Here is a 23983-nt window from a genome sequence, read left to right as displayed (position 1 = left end):
CTGCCTGCTCGCCGGGCTCGTCACCGGGCTCGTCATCGGGGGCAGTCCGCGAGGCCGGCGCAGGCCACCGAGTGGCCGGGTTCCGCCTCGAAGAGCCCGCCGGACGCCCCGCCGGCGTGGTAGTGGCAGGTGACGGTGGGCTCGGCGTCCTCCCAGGGGGCGTGCAGCCGGGGCACGGCGGCCAGCAGCTGCCGGGTGTAGGGGTGCAGGGGGTCGCCGAAGACCTTCTCCGTCAGGCCCATCTCGACCACCGTGCCGTGCCGGAGCACCACGGTGCGCTCGGCCAGGTAGGTGCCGAGCGACAGGTCGTGCGTGACGTACAGCACGCCGAGGCCGCGCTCCTTGAGCTCGGCCAGCAGGTTGAGCACGTCGATGCGGGTGGAGGCGTCGAGCATGCTGGTGATCTCGTCGGCGACCAGCAGCTTGAGCTCCAGCAGCAGTGCCCGGGCGATGAGCAGGCGCTGCAGCTGGCCGCCGCTGAGCTGGTGCGGGTACCTGCCGAGGACCTGGCCGGGGTCGAGCCGCACGTCCCGGATCGCGGTGCGCACCCGCTCGTCCCAGTCGGCCCGGGAGACCTCCGGGTAGTAGGACTCCTTGATCAGCTGGAAGACCCGGTCGGCCTTGAAGACCGGGTTGTAGCAGCTGAAGGGGTCCTGGAAGACGCCCTGGACGTGCCGGTAGTACTCCCTGCCGGCCTTGACGGGCGCGCCGCCGAGGGTGATCGACCCGCCGGTGGCCGGGGTCAGGCCGAGGATCATCTTGCCGATCGTGCTCTTGCCGCTGCCGCTCTCCCCGATGAGGGAGACGACCTCGCCGGAGCGCACGTCGAAGCTCACGCCGTCCACGGCCGTGAAGGTCTTCCCGCCGAAGGCCCCGACCTTGTAGACCTTCGTGACGTTGTCGAGTCGGAGCATCAGGCCCTCCAGCACGCGACGAGGTGGCCGGGCCCGACCTCGGTCACCGGCGGTTCCTGCCCGCACTCGTCCCCGGCGATCGGGCAGCGCTCCCGGAAGCGGCAGCCGGCGGGCGGGTCGAGCAGCGAGGGCGGGCTGCCGGCGATGCCGGCGAGCTTCTTGTCGGCGTGCCGCACGCCGACCTCGGGCAGCGAGTCGACCAGCAGCTTGGTGTACGGGTGGCGCGGCGCCGTGACGACGGTCCTGGCGGGCGCCTTCTCGGCCAGCTTCCCCGCGTACATGACCATGATCGTGTCCGCGAGGTGGGAGGTGAGCGCGAGGTCGTGGGTGACGAAGATCATGCTCTTGACGAACCCGGCGTCGCGGAAGCCGAGCAGCGCCCTGGCGACCGCCTTCTGCGTGGAGACGTCGAGCGCGGAGGTGACCTCGTCGGCGATGAGCAGCGACGGGTCGAGCAGCGTGGAGATGACCATGACCATGCGCTGCTTCATGCCGCCGGACAGCTCGATGGGATAGCGCTCCAGCACCTCGGTGGGGAGCTCGACCAGCTCCAGCCGGGTCTCCAGCTCCCCGCGGTCCAGGGTGGCGCCCCGGGAGCGGAGCAGCTCGGCCACCATCTTCCCGATCTTCCGGGTCGGGTTCATGGCGCTCATGGAGTACTGCGGGATGAGGGAGACCTCGCGGAAGCGGAAGTCGTTCATCCGCCGGTCGTCGCCGACGGGCAGCTCCCGCCCGTCGAGCTCGACCGTGCCGCCCATGTGCCGCATGCGGCCGTCCATGCGGATGAGGCTCTTGCCCAGCGTGGTCTTGCCGCAGCCCGACTCGCCGGCCAGGCCGAGGATCTCCCCGTCGTCCATCGTGAAAGAGACGCCGTCGAGCGCCTTCACGTCGCCCTTGAGGGTCCGGTAGTACACCCTCAGATCGCTGACCCGCAGACTCATGTCTCCCTCAGTTTCGGGTTGAAGACCTCGTCGAGGCCGACGTTGGCCACGTACAGGGCCCCGACGATCGCGGTGATCCCGGCTCCCGGGGGCAGGAACCACCACCACAGGCCGAGCTGCATCGCGCTCCACTGGTTGGCGTTCTGCAGCATCAGCCCCAGCGAGACGCCCTCGGTGGGGCCGAGCCCGATGAAGTCGAGCGAGGAGGCGATCAGGATCGAGCCGCCGAAGAGCAGGATGAACGTCATGAACAGGTAGGAGCTCATGTTCGGCGCGATCTCCCGGACGATGATCTTCCGGGTGGTCGAGCCGCTGAGCCGGGCCAGGGCGACGAAGTCGCGGGTGCGCAGCGAGAACGTCTGCGCCCGGATCGCCCGCGCCGCCCACGGCCAGGAGGTGAGCCCGATGAACAGCGCCTGCACGGCGACGCTCCGGATGCCCAGGTAGGCGTTGATGATCAGCAGGACGGCCAGCGTCGGGATGACGAGGACGATGTTGGTGAGCATGTTGAGGATCTCGTCCACCAGCCCGCCCCGGTAGCCGGCGGTGAAGCCGACCGCCATCGCGATGACCGCCGCGATGCCGCCGCCGAGCGCGCCCACCGCGAAGGTGGTCCGCAGGCCGTACACGAACTGCGCGAAGACGTCCTGGCCGAACGTCGTGGTGCCGAACCAGTGCTCGGCCGAGGGCGGCGACATGGGCCGCGTGCCGTAGGCGCCGGGGTCGGCGAGGTCGAACACGGCCGGGCCGGCCAGGCCGAGCAGCAGCAGGGCCGCGACGATGACGAAGCCGGTCACGAGCTTGCCGTTGCGGAGGGCGAAGTACAGGGCCTCGCGGCGCACCCCGCCGCCGGGCGCGGCCTCGGCCGCGGGGGTCTCGGTGAGGGCCGTCATGCCTGCACACCCGCCATTCCCGCCCGCGTGCGCGGGTCGACCACGACGTAGACGATGTCGATGATGAAGTTGGCGATCAGCACGCCGAGGACGATGAACATGAACGTGCCCTGGAGCAGGAAGAAGTCCTGGTTCTGGATGGCCTTGAGGATGAGGCTGCCCAGCCCCGGGTACGAGAAGACGATCTCGGTGACCAGGGCGCCCGCCACCAGCACGCCGAGTTGCAGGGCCAGGCCGGTGATCTGCGGCAGCACCGCGTTGCGGAAGGCGTAGCGGCGGATCAGCCGCTGCGGCGCCCCCAGCGCGGACAGGTAGTTCGAGTAGTCCGACTCGAGCTCATAGATGATCATGTTGCGCATGCCGATCGCCCAGCCGCCGAGCGCGACGAGGAAGAGGGAGGCGAACGGCAGCGTCCAGTGGTGGAGCAGGTCGAGCAGGAAGTCCGCCGACCAGCTCGGCTGGAGCGAGAAGCTGTAGCCGCCGGCGACCGGGAAGACCCCCGCGACGGCCCCCAGCGACCAGGCCAGCAGCACCGCCAGCCACATGTACGGCATGGCGGTGAGGATGTAGCCGACCGGCAGCACCGTGTTGTCCAGCAGCTTCCGCCGCGCGGCGAAGGCGCCCGCCCAGTTGCCGACGACCCAGCTGAGCAGCACCGACGGGATCATCAGTCCCAGCGTGTACGGCACCGCGTTCAGGATGATCTCGCCCACCGGGGAGGGGAAAGCCCAGATGCTGATGCCGAAGTCCCCCTGGAGCATCGCCCCCCAGAAGTTCAGGTACTGCTTCCAGAGCGGCTGGTCGAAGCCGAAGAGGCCGGTGTAGTAGGCCTTCATGGTCTCCACGGCGCCGGGGTTGCTCGCCCCCGCTCTGGCGATCATGCTCGAGACGGGGTCACCGGGCATGAACCGCGGGATCATCCAGTTGACCGTGACGGCGACGAAGAACGTCAGCCCGTAGACCAGCAGTTTCCTGCCGAAGTAACGACGCACGAGAAGCTCTCCCGGTGAAAGGGACCCGCCTCCCTCCCGCGGGAGGGAGGCGGGGTCGCGGTCAGGCGGTCAGGAGACCGGCTTGATCTGGGTGAGCGTCTCGAAGCCGCCCAGCTCCATCCAGTTGCGCCACATCGTGGGCGGAGTCTTGGGCGTGCCGCCGGCCGAGGAGGGCCAGTTCGTCCAGGCCGCGTTGCTGACCTGGGACCACAGGCCGTTGTACCAGAGCGGGATGATGGGCAGCTCGTCCAGGTGGATCTTCTGGATCTCCGAGATGACCTTCTTCATGCCCTCGGCGTCGTCGGTCTTGACCTGGTCGAGCTGCTGGACCAGCTCCCAGACCTTCTTGTTCTCGTACCGGCCGAAGTTGACGGTGTTCTGCGTCTTCCGGACCGGGAGCTGGAACATGTAGTCGTAGTACGTCCACGGGGTGTTCGACAGCTGCCGCTCGTTGTTGATCAGCAGGTCGAAGTCGCCCTTGCCACGCTTGTCGACCAGGGCGTTGAAGTCCGGGAAGTCGGGGGTCATGTTGATCCCGGCCTCCTTGGCGCCGGCCGCGATGACCCGGATGGACTCCATCCAGTCGGTCCAGCCGGACGGCACGATGATGTCCAGCTCGATCTTCGAGCCGTCCTTGTTCTCCACGAACCCGTCGCCGTCGGTGTCCTTGTAGCCGGCGTCGGCCAGCAGCTTCTTGGCCTTGGCGACGTCGAAGGTGAAGCCCTTGTCGGCGACGACCTGCTGGTCGACGTACTGCTCCCACTGGGGCAGCAGGCCGGTCGGGCTGGCCGGCTTGACCAGGTTGCCGTAGACGCCCTCGACGATCTTCTTGAGGTCGATCGAGTGGGCCAGGGCCTTGCGGAAGGCCGGGTCGTCCATCGGCTTCTTGGTGGTGTTCAGCACCAGGAAGGCGGTGTTGGCCGAGAGCATGTACGGCGGCTCGGGATAGTAGGTGGTGATGCCGAAGTTGCCCTTGACCAGGTTGGCCGCGCCGGGCAGGAAGTTGTTGCTGAGGTCCATGCCCTTCTGCAGCAGCAGGCCCATCGCCACCTCGTTGCTGGAGTTGACGATGTCGACGATGTACTTGGGCTTGGGCTCCATCTTGAGCGCGGTCTTGCCCCACCAGTCGTCGCGGCGCTGCCAGACGACGCGGTCCTGGTCGTGGCTCTTGTAGGTGTAGGCGCCGGTGCCGATCGGGTTCTCGTTCTCGCCGTCCAGCACCTCCTGCTCGGAGCGTCCGTCCCAGACGTGCTGCGGGACGATCGCCCGGCTGTAGAGCTGGAAGTCCCACTCCTGGTAGTTGGCCTTGGAGAAGGTGAAGCGCGCGGTGTGGTCGTCGACCGCCTCGGCGCTCTTCAGCCACTCCCAGATGTTGTGGAACGGGACGGTCTCCATCTTGCCGAGCTCGAAGGTGAACACGACGTCCTTGGCGGTGAACGGCTTGCCGTCCGACCAGGTGACGCCCTGGCGGAGCTTGAGCTCGTAGGTCGTCTCGTCGACCCAGGCGCCGCTCTCGGCCAGCCAGGGGACCAGCTTGCCGGCGTTGCCGTCGAAGTGGAACAGGTGCTCGTAGACCAGCCCTTCCGTGCCGGTCGCGTAGTCCCACTCGCGCAGCGGGTTGAAGTTGGCGGGCGGCCCCCACTGGGTGCCGCTGGTGTAGAGCGTCTCGTTGCGGGGCAGCGCTCCTCCGTCGGTGGCCGGCGCGCTCGCCGCCTGGGGACCCTGGGTGGCCGGCGCGGCCCCCCCGGTCGAGCACGCGGCGGCGGCCAGGCCCGCCGCCAGGAGCGGGACCATGATCCGCACCCGGTTTCGCATCGTGTCTCTCCTTCCCCCGCCGCGGCGGAGGTACGAACGTCGTCACAGTCCCCGATGGAAGGTCCGGGGGGCACGGCCCCCCGGACCTGGGAGCGCTCCCACATGTGCGGAGGTGCCCACCCCCGCACAGGGGCCACCCGGTGGCGGGCATCCCCGGCCGGCGGCACGGCGGGCGGGACACCCGCCGCACCACCTGCACCGGCTGCACTGAACCGGATAAGTAGGGTGAACGTAGATTCCCCTTAACCTCTCCGTCAATAGCCGTGACATGTTCGATACGCACGGCGCGCCGCTCCCCCGGTGGGATCGCTCCCACAACTCCGCCGCCGGACCGGAGCGCCGATGCCTCCGGGACTCCCGGGGCCGAGGCGGGGGCGCGGAGCCGATCCCGGGCCTTATGCTCCGTACCCGTCCACCGGGCGGGGAGGCCGGCACGACACCGCCTAACCGGTTCAACCAGGGTTTCCGCGGTGACCTGGCGGAATACGAAGAGCCCGGCCCGGTCCGCTGGGACCGGGCCGGGCTCTCACCGGTGGTGCGTGCTCGTCAGAGGGCGGCCGGAGCCGGCCGCCCGCCGTCAGTGACCGCGGCGCGGGCCGCCGGGGTGCTCGCCGTACGAGCGGTTCCCGCGGAAGCCGCCGCGCGGGCCGCCGGAGCGGCGCTCGCCGCCCCGGAAGTCGCCCTGGCCGGGGCGGCCCTCCGCGTGGAACGCCTCACCGCGGTACTCGCCGGAGCGCTCACCCCGGAAGGAGTCGCCACGGTAGGAATCGCCGGAGCGCTCGCCCCGGAAGGAGTCACCGGAGCGCTCGCCCCGGAAGGAGTCACCGGAGCGCTCACCCCGGAAGGAGTCGCCGCGGAAGGAGTCGCCGCGGAAGGAGTCGGCGCGGTGTCCGCCGGGGCGCTCGCCGTTCCGGAACGGCTCCCGCCGCTCCCCGCGGTATCCGCCGCCCTGGTGGCGGTCGCCGCGGAAGGAGTCGTGCTCGCCGGCCGGGCGCTCGGACCGGAACCCGCCGGGCCGGTCGCCGCGGAACGGCTCCCGCCGCTCCCCGCCCCGGTACCCGGCCGGACGGTCGGAGCGGTAGCGGCCGCGCGGGCCGCCCGTCTCCCCGCCGCGCTCGCCGCCGGAGCCGCCGTCGCCGAAGGGGCGCTCACCGCGGCCCTCGCCGTCGTACCGGTCGCGGAAGCGGCGCGGGCCCCGGCCTCCGCCGCCGTCGCGGCGCGGACGCTGCTTGGCGGCGGGGGCCGCGGGCTCCCAGACCGGGATGGGCTCGCCGCTCGGCCGCCGGGCCCCGGCGACCTCCGAAAGGCGCGGGTGGCCCGGGGCGGCCTTGAGCCGGAACGGCTTGATGCCGGCGCGGCGGGCCATCGCGTCGGTGGAGCGGCGCTCGTTGGGAAGCACCAGCGTCAGCACGGTGCCCTTCTCCCCGGCGCGCGCCGTACGGCCGCCGCGGTGCAGGTAGCTCTTGTGGTCCTGCGGGGGGTCGACGTGGAGCACGAGGCTGATGCCGTCGACGTGGATGCCCCGGGCCGCGACGTCGGTGCAGACCAGGACGTCGACCGCGCCCTCCTTGAACTCGGCGAGGATGCGGGTGCGCTGGTTCTGGCGCTTGCCGCCGTGCAGGCCGCCCGCCTTCACGCCGACCTGGGCGAGCTGCTTGCACAGGCGGTCCACGCCGTGCTGGGTGCGGACGAAGATGATCGTCCGGCCCTCGCGGTTGGCGATCTCGGCGGTCACCGGGAACTTGTCGTCGCGGTGGACCTCCAGCAGGTGGTGCTCCATGGTGTCCACCGGGGAGGTGGCCGGGGCCAGGGAGTGGGTCACCGGGTCCGCCAGGAAGCGCTTGACGAGCTTGTCCACGTCGCCGTCGAGGGTGGCGGAGAACAGCAGGCGCTGGCTGCCGGCCGGGGTCTGCGCCAGCAGGGCGCTGACCACCGGGAAGAACCCGAGGTCGCACATGTGGTCGGCCTCGTCCAGGACGGTCACCTGGACGTCCGCCAGGGAGCACTCGCCCTGCTGGATGAGGTCGGTGAGGCGGCCGGGGGTGGCGACGAGGATCTCGACGCCGCGGCGGAGCGCCTCGATCTGGCGGCCCATGGACATGCCGCCGACCACGGTCTTCATGCGCAGGGAGAGGCCGCGGCCGAGGGGCTCGAGCGCGTCGGTCACCTGCATGGCCAGCTCGCGGGTGGGCACCAGGACGACGGCGCGCGGGCGGCCGGGGGCGGCCTTGACGCCGGCGACGCGGGTCATCATGGGCAGGCCGAAGGCCAGCGTCTTGCCGGAGCCGGTCTGGCCCCGGCCGAGCACGTCGATGCCGGAGAGGATGTCGGGGATGGTGGCCCGCTGGATCGGGAAGGGGGCCTCGATGCCCTGGCGGGCGAGCGCGGTCACCAGCGGCCGGGGCAGGCCCAGCAGGGTGAACTCGGACACGCCGGGAGCGGCCTCGGGGAGATCGAGGTTCTCGGGCAGGGCAGCGTCAAGCATGGTCACGAAGAGTCGTGCCTTTCGGTAGAAGAACGCGGCACGTCACTTCTGCGAAAGGACGAGCCTGGAGCGCGCGGCCGGTCGGGCCGCGCTCGATCGACGCCCGCGTCGAGGGGCGGTGGTGCGGTGCAAGTCGAGGCGCACCGCACGGGGCGGGTCAATCCTACCCGCACGCAGTCAAACCACGATCAAGCATTCCCGGCGTTCGCAGTGCCGGGGCGGTCGGGGCGCTCGCCGTGGGGCGGGCGCTTGTCCGACGGTGGAGCAACGCTCCGCGCCGGGGATCTCTTCCCGGCACGGGCATTCTCTCACACATTTCGCATGCGGCCCGCAGCCTACAGGCCACGGGCCGCGTACGGGGAGGGATCAGACGTTGAAGCCCAGCATGCGGAGCTGGTCTCGTCCCTCGTCGGTGATCTTGTCCGGGCCCCACGGCGGGAGCCAGACCCAGTTGATCTTCACGTCGGAGACCATGCCGTCGAGCGCCGAGTGCGCCTGCTCCTCGATGACGTCGGTGAGCGGGCAGGCCGCGCTGGTCAGCGTCATGTCGATGGTCGCGACCGGCGCCGCGCCCTCCCCCGCGGGGTCGAGGTTGACCCCGTAGACCAGACCCAGGTCCACGACGTTGATCCCGAGCTCGGGGTCCACGACGTCCTTGAGGGCCTCCATGACCTCCTCGAGCGTCGTCTCCCCGTCGTACGCCCCGGTGGGCGTCTCCACCGGCTTGCTCATCGGACCTCCTCCTCGCGGTGTCCGAGCGGGACGGACTCCGTGTTCGTGATCGGCTTCATCGTCACGCGCTCCTCGCGACCGCGTCCTTGTAGGCCATCCAGGCCAGCAGCGCGCACTTGACCCGGGCCGGGAACTTGGCGACGCCGGCGAACGCCACCGCGTCCCCCAGCACCTCCTCGTCCGGCTCGACCTTGCCCCTGCCCTGCATGAGGCGGGTGAACTCGTCCACCACCTCCAGCGTCTCCTGCACGGTCGAGCCGGTGGCCAGCTCGTGCAGGACGGAGGCGGCGGCCTGGCTGATCGAGCAGCCCTGCCCGTCGTAGGAGACGTCCTCGACCTTGCCGCCGTCGCCGAGCTTCACCCGCATGGTGATCTCGTCACCGCAGGTCGGGTTCACGTGGTGGACCTCGGCGTCGAAGGGGTCGCGCAGGCCGCGCCCCTGCGGGTGCTTGTAGTGCTCCAGGATCAGCTCCTGGTACATGGACTCGGCGATCATCGGTTCGCGTTCACCTTCTCGTTCGCTGCGCGCGGCGGGACGCCCGCCCGCCGGCCCGACGGCTCCGGCATGGCTAGGCGAACACCTTCTGCACGTGGTGGAGGCCGCGGACCAGGGCGTCGATCTCGGCCGTCGTGTTGTAGAGGTAGAAGGACGCCCGCGTGGTGGCGGGAATCCCGAACCTCAGGTGGAGCGGGCGGGCGCAGTGGTGCCCCACGCGCACCGCCACCCCGAACTCGTCGTCCAGGATCTGCCCGATGTCGTGCGGGTGGATGCCTGCGACGGTGAAGGAGACGATACCGCCGCGGTCCACCAGGTCCTCGGGGCCGATCACCTTCAGGCCGGGGATCTCGCGCAGCGCCTGCAGCGCGTAGGCCGTCAGCTCGCGCTCGTGGCGGGCGATCGCCTCCAGGCCGACGGAGGACAGGTAGTCCAGCGCGGCGCCCAGGCCGACGGCCTCGACGATCGGCGGGGTGCCCGCCTCGAACTTGTGCGGCGCGGGCGCGTAGGTCGCGCGGTCCATCCAGACCGCCTCGATCATCTCGCCGCCGCCCAGGAACGGGGGCATCGCCTCCAGCAGCTCGGCCCGGGCCCACAGCACGCCGATCCCGGACGGGCCGACGGCCTTGTGCCCGGTGAAGGCCAGGAAGTCCACGCCCAGCGCGGCCACGTCGACCGGCTTGTGCGGGACCGACTGGGAGGCGTCCAGCATCATCAGCGCGCCGACCTGGCGGACCCGGGCGAGGACGAGGTCCACCGGGTTGACCGTGCCGAGCACGTTCGACTGGTGCGTGATCGAGACGATCTTCGTCCGCTCGGTGACCAGCTCCTCGAGGCCCGACAGGTCCAGGCGGCCGTCGTCGGTGACGGGGAACCACTTCAGCGTCGCGCCGGTCCGCTGCGCGAGCAGCTGCCAGGGCACGATGTTGGAGTGGTGCTCCATCTCGGAGATGACGATCTCGTCCCCCGGGCCCAGCGCGAACCGCGGGTCGGCGCCGATCGGGTTGCCGAAGGCGTAGGCCACCAGGTTGAGCGCCTCGGAGGCGTTCTTGGTGAAGACGATCTCGTCGCGGCTCGGCGCGCCGACGAAGGCCGCGACCTTGTCGCGGGCGTCCTCGAAGGCCTCGGTGGACTCCGACCCCAGCACGTGCATCGCGCGGCCGACGTTGCCGTAGTGCATCGCCAGGTGCTCGCGCATGGTCTCGATCACCTGGGTGGGCTTCTGCGAGGAGTTGCCCGAGTCGAGGTAGACCAGAGGCCTGCCGCCGGGCAGCTCGCGGGAGAGGACCGGGAAGTCCTTCCTGATCCTCTCCACGTCGAACTCGGTGTCCATCAAGCCCTCATCACTCCTGGTTCGCTTGGGCGGGGGGACGGCGGTGCGGGCCCGGCGGGCCCGCACCGTCTCTCAGGCGGTCGCCTTGGTGTACTGCTCGTAGCCCTCGGCCTCGAGCTTCTCGGCGAGCTCGGGGCCACCCTCCTCGACGACCCGGCCGGCGGCGAAGACGTGGACGAAGTCCGGCTTCACGTAGCGCAGGATGCGGGTGTAGTGGGTGATCAGCAGCACGCCGGTCTCGCCGGTGGCGCGGAAGCGGTTGATGCCCTCGGAGACGACGCGCAGCGCGTCGACGTCCAGGCCGGAGTCGGTCTCGTCGAGGACGGCGATCTTCGGCTTGAGCAGCTCCAGCTGGAGGATCTCGTGGCGCTTCTTCTCACCGCCGGAGAAGCCCTCGTTGAGGTTGCGCTGGGCGAAGGCGGGGTCGATGGACAGGGCGTCCATGCCGGCCTTCAGGTCCTTGGCGAACTCGCGGAGCTTGGGGGCCTCGCCGCGCACCGCGGTGACCGCCGAGCGCAGGAAGTTGGAGACGGAGACGCCGGGGACCTCGACCGGGTACTGCATGGCGAGGAACAGGCCGGCCCGGGCGCGCTCGTCGACGCCCAGCTCCAGCAGGTCGACGCCGTCCAGCAGCACCTGGCCGCCGGTGATGGTGTACTTCGGGTGGCCGGCGATCGCGTAGGCGAGGGTGGACTTGCCGGAGCCGTTGGGGCCCATGATGGCGTGGGTCTCGCCGGCCTTCACGGTCAGGTTCACACCGCGCAGGATCTGCTTGTCCTCGACGGCGACCTGCAGGTCGCGGATCTCAAGAGTGGACCCCGAGCGGACTCGGCTCGAATCAGACACTATGACTCCTTCGAGAGCGAGACGAGGACGTCGTCGCCGTCGATCTTCACTTGGTAGACGGGAACGGGCTTGATGGCGGGCGGACCGGTGGGCTTGCCGGAGCGCAGGTCGAAGCACGAGCCGTGCAGCCAGCACTCCAGGGTGCCGTCGTAGACCTCGCCCTCGCTGAGCTTGACCTCGGCGTGGGAGCACACGTCGTGCAGGGCGTGCACCTCCTCGCCCTTGCGGACCAGGGCCACGGGGGTGTCACCGACCTCGACGCCGATCACTCCTCCGTCGGGGATGTCGGCGAGCGCGCAGACCTTCTCGAACGTCACCGCTCCAGCTCCGCCTCGACCTTGGCCGAGACCCGCTCGCGGAGCTCGGGCAGCTCGATCTTCTCCAGGAGCTGGCCGAAGAAGCCCCGGATGACCAGGCGGCGGGCCTCGTCGAACGGGATGCCGCGGGCCTGCAGGTAGAAGATGTGCTCGTCGTCCAGACGGCCGGAGGCGCTGGCGTGGCCGGCCCCGGCGACCTCGCCGGTGAGGATCTCCAGGTTCGGCACCGAGTCGGCGCGGGCGCCGTCGGTCAGCAGCAGGTTGCGGTTGAGCTCGTAGGTGTCGGTGCCCTCGGCCTCGACCCTGATGATCACGTCGCCGATCCAGACGGCGTGCGCGTCCTCGCCCTGCAGCGCGCCCTTGTAGACCACGTTGCTCTTGCAGTTGGGCTGGGAGTGGTCCACCAGCAGGCGGTGCTCGAGGTGCTGGCCGGCGTCCACGAAGTACAGGCCGGTCAGGTCGGCGTCGCCGCCGGGGGCGGTGTAGGAGACCGACGGCGAGAGCCGTACCAGGTCGCCGCCGAGGGTGACGACGAAGCTGCGGAAGGTCGCGTCCTTGCCCAGCTGGGCGTGGTGGTGCGAGACGTGCACCGCGTCGTCGGCCCAGTCCTGGAGGCTGACGACCTTCAGCGTGGCGCCGTCGCCGACGACGAACTCGACGTTGTCGGCGTAGACCGCGCTGCCGGTGTGCTCCAGCACGACGACGGCCTCGGCCATCGGCTCCAGCACGACGACGGTGTGGCCGTAGGCCGCGCCCTCGCCCGAGCCGGCGAAGGTGATCACGGTCGGCTTGGAGGCCACCGCCTCGCGCGGGAAGGTGATCACGGTCGCCTTCTCGAAGGAGGCGTAGGCCTGGGCGCTGACCCGGTCCTCGGGCACGTAGGCCGCCCCGATCCGGGCGTCGCCGCGGCCGGCGGTCTCCACGGTGGCCTCGGGGGCCGCGTCCACGGTCACCAGCACGTTGCCGGTGACGGCGGCGGTCCCGTCGTGCAGGCCCTTCAGGCGCGAGAGCGGAGTGAAGCGCCACTCCTCCTCGCGGCCGGTCGGAACCCCGAAGTCGGCCGGGTCGTAGGACGACTTCGCGTGCAGGCTCGACAGGGGCTTGGTTTCCAGACCCATCAGCCGACGGCCCCTTCCATCTGCAGCTCGATCAGGCGGTTCAGCTCCAGCGCGTACTCCATCGGGAGCTCGCGCGCGATCGGCTCGACGAAGCCGCGCACGATCATCGCCATCGCCTCGTCCTCGTCCAGGCCGCGGCTCATCAGGTAGAACAGCTGGTCCTCGGAGACCTTGGAGACCGTGGCCTCGTGCCCCATCGCCACGTCGTCCTCGCGGACGTCGACGTAGGGGTAGGTGTCGGAGCGGCTGATCTGGTCGACCAGGAGCGCGTCGCACTTGACCGTGCTGGCGCTGCCGTGCGCGCCCTCCTCGATCTGGACCAGGCCGCGGTAGGAGGTGCGGCCGCCGCCGCGGGCGACGGACTTGGAGATGACGGTGGAGGAGGTGTGCGGAGCCAGGTGCACCATCTTGGCGCCGGCGTCCTGGTGCTGGCCCTCACCGGCGAAGGCGACGCTCAGCGTCTCGCCCTTGGCGTGCGGGCCCATGAGGTAGACGGCCGGGTACTTCATCGTGACCTTGGAGCCGATGTTGCCGTCGATCCACTCCATGGTCGCGCCCTCGTAGGCCACGGCGCGCTTGGTGACCAGGTTGTAGACGTTGTTCGACCAGTTCTGGATGGTCGTGTAGCGGCAGCGGGCGCCCTTCTTCACGATGATCTCCACGACCGCGCTGTGCAGCGAGTCGGAGGAGTAGATCGGCGCGGTGCAGCCCTCGACGTAGTGGACGTAGGCGTCCTCGTCGACGACGATCAGGGTCCGCTCGAACTGGCCCATGTTCTCGGTGTTGATCCGGAAGTAGGCCTGGAGCGGGATCTCCACGTGCACGCCCTTCGGCACGTAGATGAACGAGCCGCCCGACCAGACGGAGGTGTTCAGCGCGGCGAACTTGTTGTCGCCGACCGGGATCACGGTGCCGAAGTACTCCTTGAAGAGCTCCTCGTGCTCGCGCAGGCCCGTGTCGGTGTCGACGAAGATGACGCCCTTCTCCTCGAGGTCCTCACGGATCTTGTGGTAGACGACCTCGGACTCGTACTGGGCGGCGACGCCGGCGATGAGGCGCTGCTTCTCCGCCTCGGGGATGCCGAGCTTGTCGTAGGTGTTCTTGATGTCCTCCGGCAGCTCGTCCCAGGAGGCGGCCTGCTTCTCGGTGGAGCGCACGAAGTACTTGATGTTGTCGAAGTCGATGCCGGACAGGTCGGAGCCCCAGGACGGCATCGGCTTCTTGTCGAACAGGCGCAGGCCCTTCAGGCGGAGGTCCAGCATCCACTCCGGCTCGTTCTTGAGCGCGGAGATGTTGCGGACGACCTCCTCGGACAGGCCCCTGCGAGCCGCGGCGCCAGCCGTATCTGAGTCGGCCCAGCCGAACTTGTAATTCCCGAGGCCTTCCAGCTCCGGGCGGTCGGTGACAGTCACCTTCCGGTCTCCTTGCTCGTTTCGTCGATCGTTTGTGGACGGGGCGGGCTCACGTGGGTGGTGCACACTCCGTCGCCGTGGGCGATGGTCGCGAGCCGCTGCACGGGAGTGCCGAGGATCTGCGCGAACGCCTCCGTCTCGGCCTCGCACAGCTGCGGGAACTCCGCGGCCACGTGCGCCACCGGGCAGTGGTGCTGGCACAGCTGCTCACCGCCGAGGGCCGCCCTGCTGGCCGAGGCGGCGTAGCCGTCGGCCGAGAGCGCCTCGGCGAGGACACGGACCCGCTCGGAGGCGGGCACGTCCCGCATCGCCGTCCGCAGGCGGCCGACGAGGCCGGACACCTGTGAACGGGCGAAGTCGGTCACCGCCTCCTCGCCCAGCCGGTCGGCCAGGAAGCGCAGCGCGCTCCCGGCCAGGCCGTCGTAGGCGTGCTCGAAGGCGCTGCGGCCGGCGTCCGTGATGGCGAACAGTTTCGCCGGCCGTCCCCGTCCGCGCTGGCCGCGCGGGCGCGCCGTACGGGGCTCGATCATCCCGTCGGCGAGCAGCGCGTCCAGATGGCGGCGGACGGCCGCGGGGGTGAGCCCGAGCCGTTCGCCGAGGGCGGCGGCGGTGATGGGTCCGTGCTCCAGGATGAGCCGGGCCACGCGCGCGCGCGTGCCGGTCTCGGCGGACACGGCGGAGGGCCGCGCGGAGGCGGCTTCCTGGGCGTCCTTCATCCGGGGCACGTATTTCACAACATCAGTGTGGCGTAATTGCTTCCCGCCTGCCAAACCGGAGGGCGCTTCATTGCCAATGCAATGCATCACCCAGGAAAGGCTTACCTAACCTGCGGAAACGTCCCGGATGCCGCGCCGCAGGAGGGTGAAGGCGACCAGGGCCGCCAGGGCGAAGCCGGCCAGGACGAAGGCCATCGCGCGGGCCGAGCCGTCGGCGCCGAGCCCCACCAGCGGGGCGGCCAGCCCGCCGAGCGCGAACTGCAGCACACCCACCAGCGCCGCGGCGCTCCCGGCGACCTGCTGGGACTGTCCGGCCAGCGCGAGCGCGCCGCCGCCCGGGATGACCAGGCCCGCACCGCACATCATCACGAACAGGGCGGCGACCAGCGCCCCGAGCGGCAGGCCCGCCAGCGCGACGGCGACCGAGGCCCCGGCCCCGGCCAAGCAGAGGAGCAGACCCGCCATGATCATCCCTTCGGGGCTCAGCCTGCTCCCGGTGAGCCGCCCGCCGACCTGCGCCGCGGCGGTCAAGCCGAGCGCGTTGAGCGCGAAGACCAGGGAGTAGGTCTGCGCCGAGGCGCCGTACACCTCCTGGAGCACGAACGACGAACCGGAGATGTAGGCGAACATGCCGGCGAAGCCCAGGCCGGCGGCGAGCGCCGCGGCCATGAAGGAGCGGTCGCGCAGCAACCGCCCGAAGGCGGTCAGGGTGTGCCGGAGTCCGCCGCCCTCGCGCCGGTCGGCGGGGAGCGTCTCGCGCACCCCGAAGAGCGCCGCGGCCAGCAGCGCCAGGCCCATGGCGCTGAGCACGGCGAAGATCCCCTGCCAGGAGGTGTGGGCGAGCACCTGCGCGCCGAGGATCGGGGCCAGCATCGGCGCGAGCCCGCTGACGAGCATCAGGGTGGCGAAGATGCGCGCGATGGCGGCGCCCTCGTACAGGTCGCGGACGACCGCGCGCACGATCACCAGCGCGGCGCCGCCCGCGATCCCCTGGAGCAGCCGGAAGCCGACCAGCGCGTACACCGACGGCGAGAACGCGCACAGCAGCGAGGCCGCGGCGTAGGCGACGATCCCGACCAGCAGCGGGATCCGGCGCCCCCGCACGTCGCTGAGCGGGCCGGCGACGACCTGGCCGACGGCGACGCCGACGAGGCAGGCGGTGAGGGTGAGCTGCACCTGCGCCTGGCCGGTGCCCAGTTCCCCCGCGATGGCGGGCAGCGCGGGCAGGTACATGTCGATGGAGAGAGGGCCGATCGCCGAGAGCGCGCCGAGGACGAGCAGCAGGAGCGTCCTGCGCCGTCCCGGCGGGTGCACGGTCTCTTCCGGTCGTACGGCGCCGGCGGTCATCCGGGGTCTCCCATTCCTTGCGGGCCACAGTCGGGTCACAGCGGGCCCTGCCGGGCCGGAGCACCCTAACGAGATCAGGTCATCCGATATTCCGCATATGGGATTTCCACGAGATGTCTCCGGAGCGGGGGCGCCCGCGCCCGGACCGGTCCGGGGCCGGTCCGGGGTTCATCCGGAACCGGTCCGAGGCCGGTCCTGGGTTGATCTGGGGCTGATCTGGGAGCTATCGCATGACTTGGCAGGGTCCGCCCGAGCCTTTACCGGGGACGGGCGGTCCGGGCGGAAGGTCGCGAACGGGACCGCCCCGGGGAGTCCCTAAACTCGTGGCCATGGACTCCCCAGCCGTCGAGATCATCGATCTGGTCAAGCGCTACGGCCGCACGACCGCGATCGACGGCCTCACCTTCAACGCCGCCCGCGGGGCCGTCACCGCCGTCCTGGGGCCCAACGGCGCCGGCAAGACCTCCACCGTCGAGATCTGCGAGGGGTTCCGGCGCGCGGACGGCGGCACCGTCAGCGTGCTCGGGCTCGACCCGGCCCGGCCGGAGCTGCGCGCCAGGGTGGGCGTGATGCTCCAGTCCGGGGGCGTGCCGCCGGCCATGCGCTGCGGGGAGTGGCTCCGGCTGATGGCCCGCTTCTACTCCGACCCGCTCGACCCGGCGGCGCTGCTGGACCGGCTCGGCCTCACCGAGCACGCCCGCACGCCGTACCGGAGGCTCTCGGGAGGCCAGCAGCAGCGCGTCTCGCTGGCCGCGGCGGTGATCGGCCGCCCCGAGCTGGTCTTCCTCGACGAGCCGACCGCCGGGCTGGACCCGCAGGCCCGCCGCGCCTGCTGGGAGCTGGTGGACGACCTGCGGGCCGCCGGGGTGTCCGTGGTGCTCACCACGCACCACATGGACGAGGCCGAGAAGCTCTCCGACCACGTGGTGGTCATCGACCACGGCCGCGTGGTGGCCCAGGGCACGCCCGCCTCGCTCACCGGCGCCGAGCGGCAGCTGCGCTTCCGCGCCCGGCCCGGGCTCGCCCTCGACGAGCTGCTCACCGCGCTGCCGCCGGGCAGCGCCGCCAAGGAGTCCCCCGCGGGGCACTACATCATCGAGGGGCAGGTCGGTCCCGAGCTGCTGGCGACCGTGACCGCCTGGTGCGCGGCCGAGGGCGTCACCGCCGACGACCTCAGCATCGAGCGCCGCACCCTGGAAGACGTCTTCCTCGAACTGACCGGCCGGGAGCTGCGATGACGACCTCCGCCGACCCCGCGAAGCCCGCGGGCCCCGACCTGACCCCCGCCGGCCGCGCCGCGCCGCTGCCGGCGATGGTGCTGGCCCAGGCCGGGGCGGAGATCCGCGCGACGCTCCGGAACGGCGAGCAGCTGCTGCTCACGCTGATCATCCCGGTGCTGCTGCTCGTCGGCTTCTCCGCCGCGCCCCTGGTGGACGTCGGCGGCGGATCCCGGGTGGACTTCATGACCCCCGGCGTCCTGGCGCTGGCGGTGATGTCCACGGCCTTCACCGGGCAGGCCATCGCGACCGGCTTCGAGCGCCGGTACGGCGTGCTGAAGCGGCTGGGCGCGACCCCGCTCTCCCGGGCCGGGCTCATGCTGGCCAAGACGCTGGCGGTGGTCGCGGTCGAGGCGGTGCAGGTCGCGGTCATCTGCGGGGTGGCGCTCGCGCTCGGCTGGCGGCCCGCCGGCTCCCCCCTGGCCGCCCTGGCGCTGGTCGTGCTCGGCACCGCCGCGTTCAGCGGGCTGGGCCTGCTGATGGCCGGCACGCTGCGCGCCGAGGCCACGCTGGCCGGGGCCAACCTGGTCTACCTCGTCCTGCTCGGCTGCGGTGGGGTCGTCTTCCCGCTCTCGCTCTTCCCCGACCGGGTGGAGCCGGTGCTGGAGCTGCTGCCCATCTCGGCGCTGACCGGAGGGCTCCGCTCGGTCCTGGCCGACGGCGCGGCCTTCCCGCTCGCCTCCGCGGCCGTCCTGGCGGTCTGGGCGGTGGTCTCGCTGGGTCTCGCATCGCGGACGTTCCGCTGGGAATGACCCGGCCCCGCGAATTTCCGCTGGGAATGACCCGCCCTCTCAAGTAAGGTGCGCAGGTCTGGATAGCACCTGAAAAAAAGGGGGGCCTGTGACCGCCGACGCCCTGCCGGGAGCCTCGGGGCCGGGCCGGCGCGGCCCCGGAGCCCTGATCCGCGCCGCCACGGGCGCGGTCCCGCCCTCCAGCCTGGTGATGCTGGCGATCCTGTCGGTGCAGATCGGCGCGGGCTTCGCCAAGGAGCTCTTCACCCAGCTGCCGCCGAGCGCCGTGGTGCTCCTGCGCATCGGACTGGGCGCGCTGGTGCTGTGCCTGGTCGCCCGACCCCGGCTGCGCGGGCTGACCCGCGCCGACCTGGGGGTGGGGGTCGCGTTCGGCGCGGCGCTGGGCCTGATGAACATGTCGTTCTACGAGGCGCTGGCCCGGCTGCCCATGGGCATCGCGGTCGCGATCGAGTTCCTGGGCCCGCTCGGCGTCGCGGTGGCCGCCTCCCGGCGCCGGCTGGACCTGCTCTGGGTGGTGCTGGCCGCCTCCGGCATCGCGCTTCTGGCGCCCTGGGGCGAGACCTCCCGCCTGGACTGGGCCGGGATCGGCTTCGCCCTGGCCGCCGGGGCCTGCTGGGCCGCCTACATCCTGCTCTCGGCCGCGGTGGGCCGGCGATTCCCGGGCACCGGCGGCGTGTCGTTCGCGATGGTCGTCGCCTGCCTGCTGGCCGCGCCCGTCGGGATCGCCAGCGGCGGCGCCGACCTGCTCCGGCCGGAGGTGCTGCTGATCGGCCTGGGCGTCGCCCTGCTCTCGTCGGTGATCCCGTACACGCTGGAGCTGGAGGCGCTGCGCCGGATGCCGGAGCGGGTCTTCGGCATCCTGATGAGCCTGGAGCCGGCCGCGGCCGCCCTCGTCGGCCTGCTGGTCCTGGGCGAGATCCTGCACGCGCGCGAGTGGGCCGCCATCGGCTGCGTGGTCGTCGCCAGCGTGGGCGCGACCCGCTCGTCACGCTGACGGAAGGCGCCGGAAGGCCGCGCCCACCGCCCGCCACCGCCCACCGCCGCCCACCGCCCGGCGCGGACGACGCGCCCGCGCCGGGACCCCGGCCCCGCGCGGGCGGGCCGGTCCCCGCACGGCCGGGCCAGCGGAGGGACCACCGCCCCCGCCGCCTACGATGTGAGCCGTGAACCAGCTCCCTGAGCGGCCCCGCCCCTCCGCCACCGCCCTGCCGCGCTCCGTGTTGTCGTCGGTGTGGTCGCCCACACCCGCCTCCATGCGCCGCTGGGCCCTGGCCGCGGTGGTCGTCAACGCGGGCATCACGGTGACGGGCGCGGTGGTGCGGGTGACCGGCTCCGGGCTGGGCTGCCCCACCTGGCCCCGGTGCACCCCGGACAGCTTCGTCCCCGCCGCCCACGACGGGATCTCCCCGCTCAACACCGCGATCGAGTTCGGCAACCGCCTGCTGACCTTCCTGGTGCTGGTCGTGGCCGTCGCCTGCGTGCTCGCCGCGCTCCGGCAGCCGGAGCGCCGGCGCGACCTGGTCCGGCTGGCCTGGATCCAGCCGTTCGGCGTGGCCGTGCAGGCGTTCTGGGGCGGCGTGGTGGTGCACAGCGCGCTCAACCCGGTCACCGTGAACGTGCACTTCCTGTTCTCCGTCGGCATGATCGCCGCGGCCTGCGCGCTGTACGCCCGCTCCGGTGAGGGCGACACGCCGCCGCGCGCCCTGGTCCATCCCCGCATCCGCACGCTCGGGCACGTCCTGACCGGCGCCGTGCTCGTGCTGATCCTGGCGGGCATGGTGGTGACCGGCACCGGCCCGCACTCCGGCGACGTGATCGCCTCCCGTTTCCCGTTCGACATCGAGACGGTGGCCAGGATCCACGCCGACGCCGCCTACCTCGTGGTGGGGCTGACGTTCGCGCTGGTGTTCGCGCTCCACGTGACGGGCGCCCCCGCGCCCGCGCGGCGGGCGGCGCTGACGCTGCTGGCGGTGGAGCTGGCCCAGGGCGTCATCGGCTACGTCCAGTACTTCCTGGCCGTGCCCGCCTTCCTGGTCGGCCTGCACGTGCTCGGCTCCACCCTGGTGTGGATCTGCACGTTCCGGGTGGTCTTCGCGCTGCGCTCCCGGGGCCCGGTCGGCGCGCCCGCCACCGCGGCGGCCGTGCCCGCCGCGGTGCCCGCCTGACCTCATGACCCCGGACCGCCCCGGCCCTCGGACCCCCCGCGGCCCCGTGGAGGAGCCCGTGCCGTCCCCGTCCCCGTCCCGCAGTCCCGCCCCGCGCCGGCCGTCCCGCACGGCGCTGCGCCGCTGCTACCGGGCGGCGGTGGCGCTGAGCGTGCTGGCGCTGGCCCCGATCACCTGGGCGCATCTGGTCAGCTCCGGACACCGGGTGGTCGCCGGCTCCTCGCCCGGCTGGACGGCCGGGGTGCCGCAGGCCCCCGTGGCGCTGGTGCTGGGCGCCGCCGTGCACGACGGCCGCCCCTCCCCCATGCTGGCCGGCCGGCTGGACATCGCCGCCGAGCTGTACCGGACGGGCCGGGTGCGGGCGCTGCTGCTCTCCGGCGACAACGGCCGGGCCGGCTACGACGAGCCGAGCGTGATGCGCGACCACCTGATCGCGCGCGGCGTGCCCGGCCGGGTCATCGTGCTCGACTACGCGGGCTTCGACACCTGGGACTCGTGCGTGCGCGCCCGCGACGTGTTCGGCGCCACCCGGCTGACCGTGGTCACCCAGCTCTTCCACCTGCCCCGGGCCGTGGCGCTGTGCCGTACGGCGGGCCTCGACGCCTCCGGCGTCGGCGACGACTCCAGCCGGCGGTGGGCGGGCACCACCTACGTCTACGCGCTCCGCGAGTTCGGCGCCGCGGCCAAGGGCTTCATGGACGCGGTGGTCCTGGACTCCGAGCCGGTCTTCCCCGGCCCCCGGGAGACCGGCCTGCTGGAGGCCGCGCTCCGGCCGGAGGACTGAGCGCCGGAGGGCAGGGCCCGCCTTCCGCGCGTCTTTCCGTCAGACCGGAGGACGCGGCCCGGGGAGATGCGGCCCGGGGAGATGCGGTCCGGGGAGATGCGGGCCCTGAGGCGCCCCGGCCGGGGCCGCTACCGGGCGGGCCCGCCGGGCGGGTTCCAGGGAGGCGCTCCGGCGCGCCCCTCGGCCCGGTCGTCGGCCGGGGCCGAGGGCCAGGACGGGAGCGGCAGGCTGCGCCGGGCCTCGGCCATGCACCGCAGCAGCGCGTGCTGCTCCTCGTCGAAGGTCCGCTCGCCGATCGTCCGGTGGGCCGCCCGCTCGTGGAGCAGGCCGAGCTCGGTGGCGGCGAGCTGGTAGTCGACCATCGCCTGGAGGCCGCCGCGCCCGCCGTTCTCCCTGGCCCAGTGCCGGGCCTGGCGCCGGCCGGGCAGCGAGGAGAGCATGTGCACGTCGGCCGGGGTGACCAGCCCGGTGGCGTGGTAGGCGGGCAGATAGCTCTGGATCAGGGCGACGATGCGCCGCCGGTCGCGCACGACGATGCCGATGAGCACGAACAGCACGATCATCAGCAGCAGGTAGGCGAGGGCCAGCCCGGTGAGCCCGAGGTAGAGCGTGAAGCCGTTCCAGATGCCGTGCAGCAGCATCGCGCCGAGCCAGCCCGCCGCGATGACGCCGACCTGGCCGGGGCGGTGGCGCTGGGCCGCGTAGGCCACCGCGACGCCGATCATCGAGGTGAACAGCGGGTGCGCGAACGGCGAGAGCACGCCCCGCAGCACCACGGTCACCGCCAGGCCCCGCGCGCCCGTCTCGTCGAGGGCGGCCACGTAGTAGCTGACGTTCTCGCTCATCGCGAAACCGAGGCCGACCATGCTCGCGTAGATGACGCCGTCGGTGGGCCCGTCGAGCTCGGCCCGCCTGAACCGGAGCAGGCCCAGCAGGACCAGGCCCTTCATGGTCTCCTCGACCACGGGGGCGCCGAACGTGGCGGCGAGGTTGTAGGCCTCGGACTCCTCGATCATGGCGGCCCGGCCGAGGTAGATCAGGTTGACCGAGTTGACCACGCCCGCCACGAGGACGGCCACGCCCGCTCCCCAGCCGAAGGCGAAGGCGAGGTTGCTGCGCGGCTCGGGCTCCATGCGGTCCAGCGCGAGGACCGCCGCCAGCAGCACCGGGACCGGTGCCAGGGCCAGCGCGAGCGCGATGACGAAGCGCACCGGGTCGCCGTCCACCAGGTCGAAGGAGAACGACACCAGCGCGCACGATCCGGTCACGAGGAGCCCGGCGATCAGCCCCACGGAAGGGCGGTCCTTGAACACCCATCGGGGATCGCGGCTCATCATGGGGAAACCGTAACCGATCGGCCCGGGCCTGTCCCCTCGCGTTCCGGCGGCCCGCGGCCGCCGGGTCAGACGAGCATCGAGTCGATCGCGACGGCGAGGAAGAGCAGGGCCAGATAGGCGTTCGACCAGTGGAAGAAGCGCATCGGGCGCAGGTCCACCCCGGTCTTGCCGGCGTTGACGCGGCCCAGCAGGCCGTGCACCTCCCACAGGCACGCGGCGCCGAGCACGGCGGCCACCGCCGGGTAGAGGAGGGTGGTGCCGGCGACCGGCCACAGCAGCAGCGAGCAGAGCACGGTCGCCCAGGTGTAGGCGATGCTCTCCAGGACCACGCGGCGCTCGGTGGCGACCACCGGGAGCATGGGGACCTTCGCCGCGGCGTAGTCCTCCTTGTAGCGCATGGCGAGGGTCCAGGTGTGCGGGGGCGTCCAGAAGAACACCACGCCGAACAGCACCACCGGCGCCCAGTCGAGGCTCCCGGTGACCCCGGCCCAGCCGATCAGCACCGGCATGCAGCCCGCGATGCCGCCCCACACCACGTTCTGCGAGGTGCGCCGCTTCAGGATCATCGAGTAGACGAAGACGTAGAAGAGGTTCGCGGCGAGCGAGAGCCCGGCCGCGAGCCAGTTCACCGTCAGCCCGAGGCCGAGCGTGGACAGCACGCCGAGGACCACGCCGAAGACCAGCGCGTTGAACGGCGGGACCTGCTCGCGCGCGAGCGGGCGGCGCCGGGTCCGGCGCATCGCGGCGTCGATGTCGCGGTCGATGTAGCAGTTCAGCGCGTTCGCGCTGCCCGCCGAGAGGGTGCCGAACACCAGGGTGTTGACGGCGGTCCACAGCGGCGGCAGGCCCTTGGCGGCCAGGAACATCACCGGCAGCGTGGTGATCAGCAGCAGCTCGATGATCCGCGGCTTGGTCAGGGCGACGTATGCCTTGACGACGTCACCGAACGAGCGCGGCGCGCCGCCCGGCGTCGCGCCCGCGCGCAGCGGGGCCGTCGGTTGCTTGTCGGTCAGCACCATCTAAGGCGCTTCCAGCACGTGCGGGGTCAACGCTTACCTCTGATCGACGCGGATCGGGAAATGCGGGCCGACGGTGCGGCCGTGAGGATTCACTGTAGTTGCAGGAGGGGCCGGTCCCGGCACGGGGGTCGCGCGCCGCGCGACGGAGCCGCGGTGGAGCGCCGCGCGGCGGGGTATCCCATCCCTGCTGCTCACAACTTCCTCGGCCCCGCCCCGGCTGGGCCTACGCCACGGTAGCAAGGTCGAACCGTTAGGGTCCGTTGTGGGCGGGAAATGCCAACCGGCGCCACCA

General features: G+C 71.9%; 22 protein-coding genes. 5 read left to right on the top strand and 17 right to left on the bottom strand.

The genetic code is table 11. The annotated features are described in order from the left end of the window. Positions 1-32 precede the first annotated feature (32 nt). The 15 genes from ACFOWE_RS27410 to ACFOWE_RS27340 all read right to left on the bottom strand — a co-directional run bounded on the left by ACFOWE_RS27410 (position 33) and on the right by ACFOWE_RS27340 (position 16357). Entirely contained in the window at positions 33-914 is an 882-nt protein-coding gene (locus tag ACFOWE_RS27410; protein ID WP_377292790.1) for an ABC transporter ATP-binding protein, read from the bottom strand. Next, positions 914-1855, bottom strand: a complete 942-nt coding sequence (locus ACFOWE_RS27405; RefSeq protein ID WP_377292788.1) for an ABC transporter ATP-binding protein — start codon at positions 1853-1855, stop codon at positions 914-916. The genes ACFOWE_RS27410 and ACFOWE_RS27405 overlap by 1 nt, the downstream gene beginning before the upstream one ends. Next, the gene (locus ACFOWE_RS27400; RefSeq protein ID WP_377292786.1) at positions 1852-2748 is read right to left on the bottom strand and encodes an ABC transporter permease; all 897 of its coding nucleotides are present in this window, start codon (positions 2746-2748) and stop codon (positions 1852-1854) included. Before ACFOWE_RS27400 ends, ACFOWE_RS27405 begins: the two co-directional genes overlap by 4 nt. Then, positions 2745-3740 carry an ABC transporter permease gene (locus ACFOWE_RS27395; protein ID WP_377292784.1) on the bottom strand — a complete coding sequence of 332 codons (996 nt, stop codon included), beginning with the start codon at positions 3738-3740 and terminating at the stop codon, positions 2745-2747. Before ACFOWE_RS27395 ends, ACFOWE_RS27400 begins: the two co-directional genes overlap by 4 nt. Positions 3741-3809: 69 nt before the next feature. Next, the gene (locus ACFOWE_RS27390; protein ID WP_377292782.1) at positions 3810-5555 is read right to left on the bottom strand and encodes an ABC transporter substrate-binding protein; all 1746 of its coding nucleotides are present in this window, start codon (positions 5553-5555) and stop codon (positions 3810-3812) included. A gap of 577 nt (positions 5556-6132) precedes the next feature. Then, the gene (locus tag ACFOWE_RS27385) at positions 6133-8040 is read right to left on the bottom strand and encodes a DEAD/DEAH box helicase (protein ID WP_377292780.1); all 1908 of its coding nucleotides are present in this window, start codon (positions 8038-8040) and stop codon (positions 6133-6135) included. Positions 8041-8406: 366 nt separating this feature from the next. After that, positions 8407-8772, bottom strand: coding sequence for a metal-sulfur cluster assembly factor (locus ACFOWE_RS27380; protein WP_377292778.1), 366 nt, complete (start codon positions 8770-8772; stop codon positions 8407-8409). A 61-nt stretch (positions 8773-8833) separates the two neighbouring features. Further along, entirely contained in the window at positions 8834-9268 is a 435-nt protein-coding gene (sufU, locus tag ACFOWE_RS27375; protein ID WP_377292776.1) for a Fe-S cluster assembly sulfur transfer protein SufU, read from the bottom strand. 73 nt (positions 9269-9341) lie between these two features. Further along, positions 9342-10601 carry a cysteine desulfurase gene (locus ACFOWE_RS27370; RefSeq protein ID WP_377292774.1) on the bottom strand — a complete coding sequence of 420 codons (1260 nt, stop codon included), beginning with the start codon at positions 10599-10601 and terminating at the stop codon, positions 9342-9344. Positions 10602-10673: 72 nt separating this feature from the next. Further along, the gene (gene sufC / locus ACFOWE_RS27365; RefSeq protein WP_377293167.1) at positions 10674-11405 is read right to left on the bottom strand and encodes a Fe-S cluster assembly ATPase SufC; all 732 of its coding nucleotides are present in this window, start codon (positions 11403-11405) and stop codon (positions 10674-10676) included. Positions 11406-11446: 41 nt separating this feature from the next. Next, positions 11447-11764, bottom strand: a complete 318-nt coding sequence (locus ACFOWE_RS27360) for a Rieske (2Fe-2S) protein (protein ID WP_377292772.1) — start codon at positions 11762-11764, stop codon at positions 11447-11449. Then, the gene (gene sufD, locus ACFOWE_RS27355; protein WP_377292770.1) at positions 11761-12882 is read right to left on the bottom strand and encodes a Fe-S cluster assembly protein SufD; all 1122 of its coding nucleotides are present in this window, start codon (positions 12880-12882) and stop codon (positions 11761-11763) included. The genes ACFOWE_RS27360 and sufD overlap by 4 nt, the downstream gene beginning before the upstream one ends. Further along, positions 12882-14294, bottom strand: a complete 1413-nt coding sequence (gene sufB, locus ACFOWE_RS27350; protein ID WP_377292768.1) for a Fe-S cluster assembly protein SufB — start codon at positions 14292-14294, stop codon at positions 12882-12884. The genes sufD and sufB overlap by 1 nt, the downstream gene beginning before the upstream one ends. Further along, entirely contained in the window at positions 14291-15010 is a 720-nt protein-coding gene (locus ACFOWE_RS27345) for a helix-turn-helix transcriptional regulator (protein WP_377293165.1), read from the bottom strand. The genes sufB and ACFOWE_RS27345 overlap by 4 nt, the downstream gene beginning before the upstream one ends. A gap of 105 nt (positions 15011-15115) precedes the next feature. Then, a complete protein-coding gene (locus tag ACFOWE_RS27340; protein WP_377292766.1) occupies positions 15116-16357 on the bottom strand; it encodes a multidrug effflux MFS transporter in 1242 nt (413 codons plus the stop codon). A 329-nt stretch (positions 16358-16686) separates the two neighbouring features. Here ACFOWE_RS27340 and ACFOWE_RS27335 point away from each other — a divergent pair, with 329 nt between their 5' ends. The 5 genes from ACFOWE_RS27335 to ACFOWE_RS27315 all read left to right on the top strand — a co-directional run bounded on the left by ACFOWE_RS27335 (position 16687) and on the right by ACFOWE_RS27315 (position 21335). Beyond that, entirely contained in the window at positions 16687-17595 is a 909-nt protein-coding gene (locus ACFOWE_RS27335; protein ID WP_377292764.1) for an ABC transporter ATP-binding protein, read from the top strand. Next, on the top strand, positions 17592-18386 hold the full coding sequence (locus ACFOWE_RS27330; RefSeq protein ID WP_377292762.1) for an ABC transporter permease: 795 nt from the start codon (positions 17592-17594) through the stop codon (positions 18384-18386). Before ACFOWE_RS27335 ends, ACFOWE_RS27330 begins: the two co-directional genes overlap by 4 nt. 88 nt (positions 18387-18474) lie before the next feature. Further along, positions 18475-19380 (top strand): EamA family transporter, encoded by a 906-nt coding sequence (locus tag ACFOWE_RS27325; RefSeq protein WP_377292760.1) that lies wholly within the window; start codon positions 18475-18477, stop codon positions 19378-19380. A 169-nt stretch (positions 19381-19549) separates the two neighbouring features. Then, on the top strand, positions 19550-20551 hold the full coding sequence (locus tag ACFOWE_RS27320; protein WP_377292758.1) for a COX15/CtaA family protein: 1002 nt from the start codon (positions 19550-19552) through the stop codon (positions 20549-20551). Positions 20552-20609: 58 nt separating this feature from the next. After that, on the top strand, positions 20610-21335 hold the full coding sequence (locus ACFOWE_RS27315; protein ID WP_377292756.1) for a SanA/YdcF family protein: 726 nt from the start codon (positions 20610-20612) through the stop codon (positions 21333-21335). A 128-nt stretch (positions 21336-21463) separates the two neighbouring features. On the opposite strand, the gene ACFOWE_RS27310 is transcribed toward ACFOWE_RS27315, so the two are convergent. Together ACFOWE_RS27310 and ACFOWE_RS27305 are read right to left on the bottom strand one after the other, a co-directional pair. Next, complete coding sequence (locus ACFOWE_RS27310; RefSeq protein ID WP_377292754.1) at positions 21464-22672, bottom strand: PrsW family intramembrane metalloprotease; 1209 nt, start codon at positions 22670-22672, stop codon at positions 21464-21466. A 65-nt stretch (positions 22673-22737) separates the two neighbouring features. Next, the gene (locus ACFOWE_RS27305) at positions 22738-23691 is read right to left on the bottom strand and encodes a heme o synthase (RefSeq protein WP_377292752.1); all 954 of its coding nucleotides are present in this window, start codon (positions 23689-23691) and stop codon (positions 22738-22740) included. Positions 23692-23983 lie beyond the last annotated feature (292 nt).

Origin of the sequence: Planomonospora corallina (genome assembly GCF_042650625.1) — a bacterium.
GTDB classification, from domain to species: domain Bacteria; phylum Actinomycetota; class Actinomycetes; order Streptosporangiales; family Streptosporangiaceae; genus Planomonospora_B; species Planomonospora_B corallina.
This window is presented reverse-complemented; position numbering and strand designations above follow the sequence as displayed.